Source organism: Alteribacter keqinensis, from assembly GCF_003710255.1.
GTDB classification, from domain to species: domain Bacteria; phylum Bacillota; class Bacilli; order Bacillales; family Salisediminibacteriaceae; genus Alteribacter; species Alteribacter keqinensis.
Genome location: NZ_RHIB01000001.1, coordinates 1,597,830 through 1,610,622 on the forward strand (window position 1 = coordinate 1,597,830; position 12,793 = coordinate 1,610,622).

At 46.2% G+C, this 12,793-nt stretch carries 14 protein-coding genes and 1 tRNA gene; 3 read left to right on the plus strand and 12 right to left on the minus strand.

Annotation, left to right across the window (positions count from 1 at the left end; genetic code table 11):
* Positions 1-49: 49 nt before the first annotated feature.
* From EBO34_RS07860 to EBO34_RS07880, 5 genes are all read right to left on the minus strand, one after another.
* On the minus strand, positions 50-541 hold the full coding sequence (locus EBO34_RS07860; protein ID WP_122897349.1) for a hypothetical protein: 492 nt from the start codon (positions 539-541) through the stop codon (positions 50-52).
* Positions 542-831: 290 nt separating this feature from the next.
* A complete protein-coding gene (locus EBO34_RS07865; RefSeq protein ID WP_122897350.1) occupies positions 832-1,065 on the minus strand; it encodes a hypothetical protein in 234 nt (77 codons plus the stop codon).
* 95 nt (positions 1,066-1,160) lie between these two features.
* Positions 1,161-2,333 (minus strand): MGDG synthase family glycosyltransferase, encoded by a 1,173-nt coding sequence (locus tag EBO34_RS07870; protein WP_183163760.1) that lies wholly within the window; start codon positions 2,331-2,333, stop codon positions 1,161-1,163.
* Positions 2,334-2,806: 473 nt separating this feature from the next.
* On the minus strand, positions 2,807-3,241 hold the full coding sequence (locus EBO34_RS07875; protein WP_122897352.1) for a GNAT family N-acetyltransferase: 435 nt from the start codon (positions 3,239-3,241) through the stop codon (positions 2,807-2,809).
* Between the two features lie 2 nt (positions 3,242-3,243).
* The gene (locus EBO34_RS07880; RefSeq protein WP_122897353.1) at positions 3,244-3,759 is read right to left on the minus strand and encodes a YjcG family protein; all 516 of its coding nucleotides are present in this window, start codon (positions 3,757-3,759) and stop codon (positions 3,244-3,246) included.
* 224 nt (positions 3,760-3,983) lie between these two features.
* Here EBO34_RS07880 and EBO34_RS07885 point away from each other — a divergent pair, with 224 nt between their 5' ends.
* From EBO34_RS07885 to EBO34_RS07895, 3 genes are all read left to right on the plus strand, one after another.
* Positions 3,984-4,544: a phosphatidylglycerophosphatase A family protein gene (locus tag EBO34_RS07885; protein ID WP_122897354.1), complete on the plus strand. Its 561-nt coding sequence runs from the start codon at positions 3,984-3,986 to the stop codon at positions 4,542-4,544.
* A gap of 112 nt (positions 4,545-4,656) precedes the next feature.
* Entirely contained in the window at positions 4,657-4,857 is a 201-nt protein-coding gene (locus tag EBO34_RS07890; protein WP_122898616.1) for a hypothetical protein, read from the plus strand.
* Positions 4,858-4,932: 75 nt separating this feature from the next.
* Positions 4,933-5,008 (plus strand) — tRNA-Val (locus EBO34_RS07895).
* A gap of 105 nt (positions 5,009-5,113) precedes the next feature.
* Here EBO34_RS07895 and EBO34_RS07900 read toward each other — a convergent pair.
* From EBO34_RS07900 to EBO34_RS07930, 7 genes are all read right to left on the minus strand, one after another.
* On the minus strand, positions 5,114-5,962 hold the full coding sequence (locus EBO34_RS07900) for a DegV family protein (RefSeq protein ID WP_122897355.1): 849 nt from the start codon (positions 5,960-5,962) through the stop codon (positions 5,114-5,116).
* 229 nt (positions 5,963-6,191) lie between these two features.
* On the minus strand, positions 6,192-7,106 hold the full coding sequence (locus tag EBO34_RS07905; RefSeq protein ID WP_122897356.1) for a C40 family peptidase: 915 nt from the start codon (positions 7,104-7,106) through the stop codon (positions 6,192-6,194).
* Positions 7,103-8,200, minus strand: coding sequence for a dipeptide epimerase (locus EBO34_RS07910; RefSeq protein ID WP_122897357.1), 1,098 nt, complete (start codon positions 8,198-8,200; stop codon positions 7,103-7,105). Before EBO34_RS07910 ends, EBO34_RS07905 begins: the two co-directional genes overlap by 4 nt.
* Positions 8,201-8,224: 24 nt before the next feature.
* Positions 8,225-9,184 (minus strand): ABC transporter ATP-binding protein, encoded by a 960-nt coding sequence (locus EBO34_RS07915; RefSeq protein WP_122897358.1) that lies wholly within the window; start codon positions 9,182-9,184, stop codon positions 8,225-8,227.
* Positions 9,185-9,199: 15 nt separating this feature from the next.
* Complete coding sequence (locus EBO34_RS07920; RefSeq protein ID WP_122897359.1) at positions 9,200-9,925, minus strand: gamma-glutamyl-gamma-aminobutyrate hydrolase family protein; 726 nt, start codon at positions 9,923-9,925, stop codon at positions 9,200-9,202.
* Between the two features lie 126 nt (positions 9,926-10,051).
* Positions 10,052-11,710 carry a peptide ABC transporter substrate-binding protein gene (locus tag EBO34_RS07925; RefSeq protein ID WP_122897360.1) on the minus strand — a complete coding sequence of 553 codons (1,659 nt, stop codon included), beginning with the start codon at positions 11,708-11,710 and terminating at the stop codon, positions 10,052-10,054.
* A gap of 89 nt (positions 11,711-11,799) precedes the next feature.
* Positions 11,800-12,792, minus strand: coding sequence for an ABC transporter ATP-binding protein (locus EBO34_RS07930; protein WP_122897361.1), 993 nt, complete (start codon positions 12,790-12,792; stop codon positions 11,800-11,802).
* Position 12,793 lies beyond the last annotated feature (1 nt).

Below are 12,793 nucleotides of genomic sequence, written 5' to 3' on the forward strand. Positions count from 1 at the left end.
TCATAATGCTTGGATTCATGATATCCTCTTCTCTTCTTTTCTTCCCGTTTCACCCTTCCACAGCTTCCACTTCCGTCAGCTCAACAGTTCCATCATGAATCAGATAAAAGAAGCCACTCGGGCTATGTATATCCAAAGGTTCCCGGCCGGCAACATGAACCGAGGTAATCGCTGAATCATTAACTGTCCCTGCAATAACAGCCACTTCAAATCTGGAATATGTTTCTGTCTCAAAACCAATCGTGTGTATTGGAGAGTCACCCTCAAAACCGTAGTATGCCGAACTTCGGTACCAGGCATATCCTTTGTCACTCTCGGCAATAGAAGCTACACCAAGAGCATCATTGTATTCGTAAAAAATAAACGTTTCTCCATCGTATTCCTCTACAGAAAGAACCGCATACCCGCCAGCACCTTCACTTATCACTCCTTCCTGAATCGCTTCCTCTTTCGTTTCATACCAGGTAAGACTCTCACCACCGCTACAAGCAGCCATGATCATCACACTGCACATCAATACAGCTATAAGTAAACGTTTCATTATCTTTGTCTCCCCTCCCTCATTCCTACATGTCAGCCTCACAGTCCCGCAGATAGACAGGCGATAAACGACCCGCCTGCGTAAATAATAAAAGTGTTAAAGTTTTTCGCGGATGGTTCATTGGTGCTTTGTCGAAATTCGACTAATTCTCTTTAAATCCTCAAAAACTTTGCATAAAATCGGACAAGTTCTCCATAAACCGTCGCCAATTCTGCATAAACTGTCCGAAGTTCTTCATAAACCGCAGAAACTTCTCCATAAAAAAGACGCGCTTCATGATGAAGAGCGTTTTACCCGATTTGATCGTCCTGTCTCCACGACCGGCGTTTCACAGGAAGAGCGGAAAGAATATTCAGCCGGTTAAATGTACGTACAGCCTGCCGCATATGGCAGAAGGCAGTAATCGCATCTTCGTTCACCTGCCTGACTGTAACGACACGCTTAGTGACAATGTCTTTCTCACTCATATAAATCATTTCAACGGGGGTCCGGTCAGCAATACTCCGTCTGAACAGTCCTTCCATTAGAGCCCCTCCTCCTGTAAAAATGATACTTTTATTATACGAACAAACGTTCTCTGTCGCAATCATTTTACCCCTGCCAAATCATTCCTAAACAGCTACGTATGAAACTCTCCCTTTTCCTTCTGTTTCTCACGCATGGCAAGAATGTGATTCAACCGGTAGATGCTTCCCCGTCCGACGTACGCCTGTTTTTTTGCTTCAAATCCTTCATGCAGAAGAAGCATTTTATCCACCAGTTCACACGTCTGCACCTGCGGGATATCCGGGATCTCATGGTGGCTGTTTATACATTCTTCCGCTGCCGCTCCGGCTTCGCTTACGTTCGATGAAATAAAAAGATCTGCCAGTCTTTTTTTATTTTCCTCTTCCTGACCCGGAAGTGGTGAGACCATAATCGTCGGAATTCGGGCGGCGATGGCTTCTGTCATGGTTACACCGCCGGGCTTTGAAATGAGCACATCCGACGCTTTAACGTAATCGGAAAACACCGGTGTGTAGGGAAAAATTCTTACATCATGACGCGTTTCCAACGTAATGAGTTGCTTGGCTGCTTTCACGTTCTCCCCTGTAAAGCAGAGGATCGTCCAAACACCCTCAGCCTTTATTTCAAAGCTTTTAATAACATTTTTATAATGAAGAAGTCCTTCTTTCCCTCCGCTGATGGAAACCACTTTTCCATTGACCGGGAGGCCGAGACGGTGTCTCAATTCTGTTTTTTCCTCGGGTTGGAACCATTTCTTTCTTACACTGATGCAGCCGTGGACGAACTGGGCAAAAGGAAACGCATGCTGCAGTTCGTCTACCTCTTTTTTGCACGGTAAAAAAACGGCAGTGACTTCTTTTGTGAGACTCATCCCATGAAACGAATAGTCGGTAACCAGGGAATATAATGCAGGAGGCTTCTTGAATTGACCGCTCTGAATGGCTCCGCTTGCCACCGAAGCAGCAAGAGGGTGGGTTGCGATGATGATGGCAGGTGCTCCCAGTCTCATCCGCTGCCAGGCACCGGACCAGAGGGTTTTCCCAGTAAAAAAACTAGACTTATATGGCACATCTGAACGTTTATAAATGGTACGCCACAGGGAAGGACAGACTTGTACCATCGAAAGGTAAAGAGAAGGAATGCGTTTTTTTAAAACAGGAGGCAGACAGCTGAAAAGATCGATGACTTCACAGCGGGCTCCTCTTTTTTCCCATTCTTCTTTCACGACATCACAAACAGCATCATGACCGGCTCCGGCTGAGACCGTTAATAAGATCACTCGCATGCTCACTTCACCTGCCTCTAAACAAACCATTTATTATTAGTGTAGTGTGTGATGAGCCAAAAGATTCCATACAGAAACAGGCATTTTATTTTTTTCCGTGGCTGTGTTAAAGATTTAGCGAAACAGGGCACTGAAAAAAGTACATTTTCTTTAAAAATCTACTCTGTAACTGGTATGTTTTGATTTGCGCTCATTGCTCTTTCCCCTGGCGGCTCGATCCTCAGCGCTGGGCGCTTGCGAGGCCTACCCGGAATTCGCTCTTCCCGCAGGAGTGTCGCACATTCGCTCCAATCAACGCTTTATACAACAATGACCTTTACCACATTAAAGACCATGCGACCACAGAGTGGCAGTGTTAAGTTCAGTGGTTGACTTTTTTCAGCTGCCTCGCAGATCATGCGGGGGCTCACAGCCGTGCGTGATTGCAATTGAGCGGAAATCAACACCAGCCTCTTTCAAAAAAAGACAGCCTCCTAAGAGACTGTCTCGATCGTTTTTCTCATGGCCACATGGGGTATACCGGCATCAAAAAACTCCCCGGATATCGTTTCATATCCTAAACGGGTGTAAAAGCGTTCTGCAGTGATCTGCGCATTAAGCTTTATATCCTCGATTGGATACCCTTTGGCTTCCTGTTCAATTTTCTTCATGATTTCCACTCCGACACCCTGGGTGCGGTATTCTTTTAACACGCAGATCCGCTCCACTTTACCGATGTCATCCAGAATTCTGAGACGTCCTGCCCCAACCGGCTTTTCGCCGTCATAGGCAACGAAATGGACAGCATCCTTTTCGTACTGGTCGATCTCTTCTTCTTCAGGAACGTTCTGCTCGTCCACAAAGACGGTACGTCTCACAAAGAAAGCGTCTTCCTGTTCTTTATCCGATGCCACTACTCTTACTTCCACAACTATTCTCCTTTACCAAGTCGGAAAGTTTCGTAAACAGTCCACATATTGTTATCAAGCTGATACAAAAGTGAAAAGCGGTCGATCATTTCCTCGTGGTTAATGGACTCCATTTTCAGTCGTCCGAACACATCGGAGCACTCGTCGTTATCAAGCTGCTGACCGATCGTAATGTGCGGGACAAACTGGTAGTCGTAATGATGCTCAAGCTTACCTGAATTGAGTCGTTCACGAAGGGTCGTTAATGTATCGTTTTCACGGACTTTCATATAGATCGTGTTCGTTACAGGGTGGAAAGAGCCGAATTTATAAACCTCCATTGTAAACGGACTTGTCTGACTTGCAACATTACGCATTTCTTCAAGAATCTCAGGCAGATCCTCTTCTTCTGCTTCAAACGATTCTTTGATCGTTACGTGGGGCGGTATGAGCGCATAATGAGAATCGTACCTTTTTCTGTATGAGTTTGCGATATCCTGTAATTTTTTTGATGGAAAAATAGCAATGCCGTATTTCATGTCGAATGCCCTCCTTATGTAATCACTTTATCATTTTGAACCGCTTTTTATTCAGACAGCCTGCCGACACAATAACCCTGCCTTTTACGTTTATTCAACATATACCACGAATTCTCCTTTTTTTCTACTATGATTGTTTCCTGTTAAAATGTAAATAGTCATTCAATTTCAAATGATTATGCTAAACTGTAGGTAGGACGCACCAGACATAGGAGGAGTGCACAATGAGTGAAAGAAAACCTGTTCATTGCCACGTAGTAGAAACGGCAGCACGCAAATTGATTGAAGAACGGGGTGTTACCCTGGAAGACATCGCAAAAATCGTTTACGATATGCAAGAACCTTACAACCCTGACCTGACGATGGAGGACTGCCTCGACAGTGTGGACAAGGTGCTTCAGAAAAGAGAAATTCACCACGCAGTCCTGGTTGGAATTGAGCTGGATAAACTGGCCGAGAAAAAACAGCTCTCAGAACCGCTCCAGTCAATTGTAGAAATGGACGAAGGCCTTTTCGGTGTCGATGAAACGATCGCCCTCGGTTCTGTTTTCGGATACGGTAGCATTGCGGTTACGACATTTGGTTATCTCGATAAAGAAAAATCCGGAATTATCCGGGAACTGGACCAGAAAAAGGACGGCAAGATCCACACGTTCCTGGATGACCTTCTATGCAGCATTGCAGCAAATGCATCAAGCCGCCTGGCACACCGTCATAGAGACCGCCAGGAACGTCTTCGGGAAGAAGAGATCAGAGAGCGTGACCGTGAAGAACGGATCGGTTAATTTAAGAGGCAGAGCCGGCCCGGTTCTGCCTTTTTTATTTGTGCTCATGTCAGTGGTATTCTTTTCCCTGAAATCACATACGCTAACGAAAACAATAGTTGGGGTGACAATAATGCCGGCAAAAAAGAAGCAGCCTTTAAAGCGTACACGATGGGTCTATTTGAAGCAGATTTTTACATCCAAGTTTCAGGCAGGGTGTCTGAAAGCCAAGCTCGAGGAAAACTGGCAGAACGGCTACGAGATTCCCCCGTGGGTGGAAATACGCAAGCTGAAGGAAAACCGGTATGTCGTCAGGTATACGTACGATGAATAAGACATCCGAGAATTTTTTCACAAATCTATTGACTTCTATTTCCCGCTGAGATATATTATTAATTGTCGCAATAACGTTCCGTTAGCTCAGTTGGGAGAGCGCCACCTTGACAGGGTGGAGGTCACTGGTTCGAGCCCAGTACGGGACACCATAATATGTACATATCCTCATCACATTGTGATGAGGTTTTTTATTTTGTTTGCGCAAAAAAGCTTATTTGTCAATTGACAGATAAGCTTTTTCATTTTGATAGAAACTATCCTTTTTGCCACAAGAGAGCCAGGGTGCCTTCCCCGGCGTGGACGGCGATGGTGGAACTGATCTCGCCGGTCATGATATCCAGGTTGGGCATTTTTTCTTTGAGCTTTGCTTCCAGCTGGGAAGCTTTTTCCGATACATTTCCGTGCATAATCTGAGCCTTGTTTACCGGGTGTTCCTGATGGTATGTGTAAAGAAGTTCAACGAGGCGGTTCATCGCTTTTTTCTCTGAACGGACGCGCTCGAACAGGTTGAACTCTCCTTCAGGTGTGATCGTAATGACAGGCTTAATCTTAAGCACACTTCCGATCAAGTACTGGGCACCGCTCATGCGGCCGCCTTTATAAAACTGATCAAGGCTGCCCAGAAGTATGTAGTTCGCTGTACGGCCTGCCTGATCTCTTACGTGCTCAGCGATTTCAGCGGCTTCCTTGCCTTCCTCTGATAGTCTGATGGATTCATTGATTAAATGTGTAATCGCATAACTCATGCATTTTGAATCGACCACTTCCACATGGAAGTTTTCTACAAGGTCACTCCCCTGTTTGGCACTTGCCATTGTCCCGCTCAGCTTATCGGAAATATGAATCGACACAGCTGCGTCGTAGTCTTCTTTTAGTTTCTCATATAATTCAGCAAACATGCCGATTGCAGGCTGGCTAGTTTTTGGTACTTCCTTCTCTTTACGAATCCGTTCATAAAGCTCGTCCACCGTTAGATCAACCCCGTCTGCGTAGGAGACATCATCAATAATAATGCTGAGCGGCAGCGAGTAAACGTCCGGATGGTTTTTAAGCTCTTCAGTCAGGTAGGCAGTACTGTCCGTAACAAATGCAATTTTCCCCATCTATATCATCTCAATTCTTAAAAGAGTTTGTAAACGTATTCTTTAAAACTATTATATCTTAAGTTCTTTTTTATACCAAGTACTAATTGTTGGTACTAAACTCTATTTTACAGCATAATAAAAGAACCGCCCGAATTCAGACGGTTCTAGCCCTTGATACACATGGATTTCCCAAAATTCCTGCCATTATCGCAATTTTACACAAAATTGTGCGGGGACAGACCCCCGCTTACCAGAAGCGGCGGGCGGAGCGGTAGTTTTTATCGTATTTCGTGTTTTTGATCGGTACGATTTCGATTCCTTTTCCGGCACTCGGGGCGTGAAGCATCTGCCCGTCTCCGTAGTAAAACCCGACATGGTATACGAAGCCCTTTCCTTCGTCTTTCGCAAAGTAAATGCAGTCCCCCGGTTTGAGGTCTTCACGGGCGACAGGCTCCCCTGCTTTTTCCTGGTCGGATGCGTCCCGGGGGATGGTGATTCCGAAGTGACGGTGGACGGTATATGTAAATCCTGAGCAGTCAAAACCGAATCCGCTCATCCCTCCCCAAAGATACGGAAGTTCAAGAAACATTTCTCCATTTTTGACCAAAGCCTCACCCAGTGGAGCAGGAATGTCCCTTTCTTTTTCATATACATTCACATCACCTGACTTAATCTGTGCTGCACCGTGTGGCGTGTTTACCGATACAAACGCACCTTCAACAATGTCACTTGCCAGTGGAAGCCTGGTTTCATAACTGATTTCAAGAATTGGTTCCTGATTTTGATAAAGCCACGCTGTTTGTGTTTTTACTGCTGCGAAGGGAGTATCAGGCTCAATATTTGTTTCTGACCGTTCGATAACCTGGCATTTTGGAATCCATCCGGGATAGCCTTTTTCGCTTTTTCTGGAAGGCTGATCATTTACGCAGACATGAAGCCAGTCTTCTCTTTCCTCAATCAGTGTGACCATTTGTCCGTACAGCACCTGTGACTGAACAATATTATCGTCTGTCACCTGCCTGCGGTCTTCTGTTGTTAACCCGCCAAGCCAGCCGCGGATGTCCGCGGGCTCTTTCAGTGCCGCCTGATCCATTTCACGGGGCTTGTCCGGTGACGTCCAAAGCGTTGCGACTGCTGCTTTTACGATGTATTCTGTACTCATTTATACGCCTCCTCAAACTCTCCTACACTTGTTATTCCGAGCCCCGGTTCCGTCTGCATGGTGATTTTATTCTTTGAGTACACCATCCCGCCGTTCACGATGTCTTCTTTTAACATAAGGGGGCTGTCAAAATCAAAGCGGGTAACATTTTTCTTACTTGCAGCAAAGTGTGCCGCAGCGGAGATTCCCACACGGGTTTCAATCATACTGCCTGTCATGCATTCGATTCCTGCGGCTTCTGCAAGACGGTTAATCGCCTCTGCCTTATAGATGCCGCCGGACTTCATGAGCTTAATGTTAATCAGATCGGCACAACGGTTTGTAATGATGCGAAGGGCATCCTCTGGTGAAAAGACACTTTCGTCAGCCATAATCGGTGTGATTGTGCTGTCTGTAACCATCTTCAACCCTTCGAAATCATAAGCTTTGACCGGCTGTTCCACAAGTTCGACCCCAAGGTCCATGTCAGCCATTTTATTAATCGCGAAAACCGCATCTTTGGGATTCCATCCCTGGTTTGCATCAAGACGGATTTTAATGTCGTTCCCGATCCTTTTACGGATTTCCGAGATACGCTCGATGTCTTTATGTATGTCATCAATGCCTACTTTTACTTTCAGGACCGTAAATCCGTCGTTCACGTATTCGACAGCGTCCTCCCCCATCTCTTCAGGAGCGTTAACGCTTACGGTATAATCTGTTTCAAGCTCATTTTGATAGCCGCCAAGGTACTGGTAAAGAGGTACGTTCATTTTTTTTGCCAGAAGGTCGAACAGGGCCATGTCCACTGCGGCTTTCGCACTTGTGTTCCGGACAAGGATACGATGGAGCTTCTGGAATACCTGTTCGAAATTTGTTACGTCCATCCCGGTTAATGCGGGGCGGATCGTATGTTGTATCGCTCCTTCAATGCTCTCCAAGCTGTCTCCTGTGACAACAATGGTTGGCGGTGCTTCTCCAAAACCCGTAAGCCCGTTGTCACAATGAATCGTCACAATAACCGCCTCTGCCGTTTCAAGAGTGCGCAGGGCCGTTTTGAACGGTTTTCTTAAAGGAACCGCAATACGCTTCGTCTTTATTTTTTCAATGATCATCTGTTTTCACTTCCAATCGAAGGATTATTGTTCGTACAAATGACACGCGACAAAATGGTTCGGGCGGGCTTCCAGCCACTCCGGTTTTCTTTTAGCGCACACATCAATGGCTTCAGGACAGCGTGTTCTGAACGGACAGCCGCTTGGAGGATCGATCGGACTTGGAACGTCCCCTATTAAAATGGTCCTTTCTCTCGTTTCCTCAACATCCGGGTCCGGTATCGGAATAGAGGAAAGCAGCGCCTGGGTATACGGGTGGAGCGGTTCTTCATATAAATCTTCACTGTCTGCAAGCTCCATCATGCCACCCAAATACATAACCCCGATCCTGTCACTAATGTGCTTGACCATGGATAAATCGTGTGCAATAAACAAGTAGGTAAGTCCCCGTTCTTTTTGAAGGTCTTTCATGAGGTTCACAACCTGCGCCTGAATGGAAACGTCAAGAGCTGAGATAGGCTCGTCCGCAATAATAAATTCCGGATCCAGAGCAAGTGCTCTGGCAATTCCAATCCTCTGACGCTGACCCCCGCTGAATTCGTGAGGAAAACGAGTTGCATGTTCTTTGCTTAAGCCTACAGTTTCCAAAAGATGATGGACTCGCTTTCTTCTTTCTTTGCCCTGGTATATGTCATGGATATCCATCCCCTCGGCGATGATGTCTTCCACTGTCATTCTTGGATTTAAGGATGCATAAGGATCCTGGAAGATCATTTGCATCTTCCGGTTAAATTTCTTTATCTTTTTCCCTTTCAACGTATGTACATTTTCACCATCATAGATGACTTCACCTGATGTCGCCCGGTACAGGCGGATGATCGTCCGGCCGGTGGTGGACTTCCCGCACCCTGACTCGCCGACCAGACCAAGCGTTTCACCTTCGTATACGTCAAAGGATATATCGTTGACCGCTTTTAATATCTTCCCTTTTCCTACTTCAAAATGCTTTTGCAAGTTTTTCACTTCTACTAACTTCTTTGCCATGTGAAACCCCTCCGCTTATGTTTCATTCGTGATCGCTTTCTTTTTTTCGCAAGCTTCAATAAACGCCTTGAACAACCGGACAGACGGCTCATCCGTCATACATTCCGGGTGCCATTGCACGCCTAAAACAAACGTATGTTTCGTACTTTGAAAAGCTTCGATCACCTGATCGGAAGACCGGGCGATCACATTAAAACCCGGTGCCATCTCTCGTACTGTCTGATGGTGAAAGCTGTTAACTTTGTACTTTTTCTGCTTGGAAATGCTGTGAAGTAAACTGCCTTCTGTTACTTCTATGAAATGGGACCCGTGACTTCTGGGGGCCCGCTGAGTGTGTTGAAGGAGGGCATGATCCATTTGTGTGTATATATCCTGATACATATCTCCACCGGCAGCAATGTTTAATATCTGGCAGCCTCTGCAAATGGCAAGGATCGGCTTATCCTGCTTCATCGCCTCCTTCAACAGATCAACTTCAAACACGTCCCGGTCGGGATGAATAAGTCCCAGATTCGGGTGAGGCTCTTCACCAAACAGGGTTGGGTCGATATCTCCGCCCCCGGTGACAACAATCCCATCAACGGTGTTCACGTAGTTACTCATATGATCCTGATTTGTAACATTAGGGAGCACAAAAGGGGTACCGCCTGCCCGCAAAACAGACCTGATATTGTCATACGATGTTTGAAGCGTGCGATCGTCCACATAAGAAGATGTAATACCAATGATGGGCTTCTTCATGATGAAAAACTCCCTCCAAGTTCATTTCGCTCACTCTCTTACTCTATGTATATATAAAGCTTTCATTCCTTATGTAAATGGATATCACCCCGGTAAAACTCACCGGGGTGACTGACCAATATGACCTTACTCCATGCTTGCCCATTTGAATTCTACGAATCCAACCGGGTGTCGTACTACGTCTTGTACGTTGTCTTTCTTAATGAACGTTGTGTTGTAGTAATAAAGTGGAACAATAACATAGTCATCCATAAACACTTTCTCGGCTTCAATCATAAGATCAAAGCGTGCTTCCGGATCCGTTTCAGCCAGGCTCTCTGATACAAGCTGGTCATATTCTTCGTTGGACCATCCCGTTCTGTTCATTGGGTTTCCTGAAGTAAAGTTGTCCAGATAGTTCATTGGATCGTTGTACCCGCCAAGGAACGAAGAACGGGAATATTGCAGTTCCAGGTCACGCTGGGCATCAAGGAAAACAGCAAATTCCTGATTCTCAAGACCAATCTCCACACCAAGGTTTTGCTGTAACATTTCTTGAATGGCTTGAGCAACAGTATGGTTAAGATCACTTGTGCTGTATGTGAGATTTACTTCTGGAAGCTCATCGTATCCTTCCTCTTCCATCCCTAATTCCAGCAGTTCTTGTGCTTCTTCAAAGTCGAACTCATGAAGGTCACCAGCTGCTTCACGGTAAGTGGAACCGTCTGGATGCTGGAAATCATCAAAAACGTAGCCGGTCATGACAGGCTGACCTTCTTGCGTGATATAGTCAACAATTTCCTGTGCATTAATCGCTTTTGCAAAGGCAGCTCGGATATTGCGGTTTTGGAATGGTTCCATATCCACATTAAATCGCTGGAACTCAATACCTGAACGAGGGTACTGAATCGTTTCAGGTCCACCGACAAGTTCGCCTGCCATATCGGAAGGAATGCCTGTCATATGAACTTCATCGTTGCCATAAAGCTGATAAGCTGTGTTGGAGTCCTCGATCATAACGTACTCAACGCCGTCAAGGTTAACGGTGTCCGCGTCCCAGTAATCTTCATTTTTCGTAATAAGCAAGTATTCATCGTCTTCCCACTCACTAACGACAAACGGACCGTTTCCTACAAAGGTATCTGCACTGTTCGCCCAGTTGTCATCACCTTCCACTGTGTCTTTATGTACAGGGAAAAGCTGCGGCATAGCAACAATGGACGGGAAGAAGTCAACAGGGTTCTCCAATGTGACTTCAAGTGTTTTTTCATCAATTGCTTCTACTTGAACATCTTCTGCAGAACCTTCTCCTTCGTTAAATGCTTCTGCTCCGGCAATCCAGTAAGAGTGGTGGGCAGCTGGCGAAGCTGTTTCCGGATCTGCAAGGCGCTTGAATGAAAATTCAAAGTCCTCCGCCGTTACAGGCTCTCCGTTGCTCCAATTCGCATCTTCACGAATGTAGAACGTGTATGTAAGACCGTCATCAGACACGTCCCAATCCTCAGCCATTGCAGGCTCCGGCGTTGCTTCGTCTTTTGCAAGTCGTGTCAGACCTTCCATAACATTGTTAAGAATGGCATAAGACGATTCGTCATTCCCGATCGGCGGATCAAGTGAAGTCGGGTTTCGTTCACTGTTGTAAATAAGGATGTTCTCTCCGTCACCAGACTCCTCTGCAGCCGCATCTTCTCCATTACCGTCCTCATCACCGGTCGTTTCTTCGTCGCCGGAACATCCGGTGGCAATCATCGCTGTTGCCATTAACCCGGTTCCAAGCAGCCACTTCAAGCTTTTCGATTTTTTCATTCCTGTTTTCCCCCTTGTTTGTTTTGGTGATCAATGAAACCAGTAAAACCTGCTTTGTTCTCCTTCACCTCCTTAAAAATATAACCGTATTAAAACGGCTTCTCTGCGCGGGTATCCTGCAGCCAGCACTTTGTATAATGCTTGTTTGAGAGTTTCGTATAATCAGGATCAAGTGATACGCACACTTCCATGGCATAGTCACAACGCCGGGCAAATGCACAGCCTTCAGGCGGTGAGAATAAATCCGGCGGACTTCCGACAATCGGCACGAGCTTTTGGCTCCTGTCCCCGTCCAATCGCGGGACACTGTGAAGGAGACCACGCGTATACGGATGCTGGGGATCATAAAAAATCTCTTTTACCGTGCCCGTTTCCACGATCTCTCCTGCATACATCACGTTGATGCGGTCTGCTATCTGAGCCACTACGCCCAGGTCATGGGTGATGATAATAATGGCAACCCCTGTTTTTCTCTGTATTTCTTTAAACAAATCGATAATCTGTGCCTGGATGGTCACATCAAGTGCGGTTGTCGGTTCATCGGCAATGAGCAGTTCAGGCTTGCACATCAACGCCATGGCAATCATCAGACGCTGGCGCATTCCTCCACTGAACTGGTGTGGATACTGCTGAAGACGTTCTTCAGGGTTTGCAATCCCCACCAGGTGAAGAAGATCGATTGCTTCTTTTTTAGCATCCGCTTTACTGATCTTCTGATGAGTCAGAATCCCCTCGGTCAGCTGGTCGCCGACTTTAAGGGTAGGGTTGAGGCTTGTCATCGGGTCCTGAAAAATCATCCCGATCTGTTTCCCCCTGACTCCCCTCATTTGTTTTTCTGATAATGAAGCAAGATCCTTCCCGTTCATATGGATCGTTCCGTTTTTTATCCGGCCGGGCGGCTGTGGAATCAGACGCATGATACTCTGTGCAGTCACACTCTTTCCGCAGCCCGACTCTCCTACAATGGCCACAGTCTCTCCTTTATCTACAGCAAAGGTTACGCCTCTGACGGCCTGAACTTCGCCTCCCTGCGTGGAAAAAGAAACCGCTAAATCGTTTATTTCAAGTAATGCTTGTCCCATA

Bases quoted from the DNA above. Each gene is read 5' to 3' on its own strand.
- EBO34_RS07860 (WP_122897349.1), bottom strand. From the start codon at position 541: ATGAAACGTTTACTTATAGCTGTATTGATGTGCAGTGTGATGATCATG.
- EBO34_RS07865 (WP_122897350.1), bottom strand. From the start codon at position 1,065: ATGGAAGGACTGTTCAGACGGAGTATTGCTGACCGGACCCCCGTTGAA.
- EBO34_RS07870 (WP_183163760.1), bottom strand. From the start codon at position 2,333: ATGCGAGTGATCTTATTAACGGTCTCAGCCGGAGCCGGTCATGATGCT.
- EBO34_RS07880 (WP_122897353.1), bottom strand. From the start codon at position 3,759: ATGAAATACGGCATTGCTATTTTTCCATCAAAAAAATTACAGGATATC.
- EBO34_RS07885 (WP_122897354.1), top strand. From the start codon at position 3,984: ATGAGTGAAAGAAAACCTGTTCATTGCCACGTAGTAGAAACGGCAGCA.
- EBO34_RS07890 (WP_122898616.1), top strand. From the start codon at position 4,657: ATGCCGGCAAAAAAGAAGCAGCCTTTAAAGCGTACACGATGGGTCTAT.
- EBO34_RS07900 (WP_122897355.1), bottom strand. From the start codon at position 5,962: ATGGGGAAAATTGCATTTGTTACGGACAGTACTGCCTACCTGACTGAA.
- EBO34_RS07905 (WP_122897356.1), bottom strand. From the start codon at position 7,106: ATGAGTACAGAATACATCGTAAAAGCAGCAGTCGCAACGCTTTGGACG.
- EBO34_RS07910 (WP_122897357.1), bottom strand. From the start codon at position 8,200: ATGATCATTGAAAAAATAAAGACGAAGCGTATTGCGGTTCCTTTAAGA.
- EBO34_RS07915 (WP_122897358.1), bottom strand. From the start codon at position 9,184: ATGGCAAAGAAGTTAGTAGAAGTGAAAAACTTGCAAAAGCATTTTGAA.
- EBO34_RS07920 (WP_122897359.1), bottom strand. From the start codon at position 9,925: ATGAAGAAGCCCATCATTGGTATTACATCTTCTTATGTGGACGATCGC.
- EBO34_RS07925 (WP_122897360.1), bottom strand. From the start codon at position 11,710: ATGAAAAAATCGAAAAGCTTGAAGTGGCTGCTTGGAACCGGGTTAATG.
- EBO34_RS07930 (WP_122897361.1), bottom strand. From the start codon at position 12,792: ATGGGACAAGCATTACTTGAAATAAACGATTTAGCGGTTTCTTTTTCC.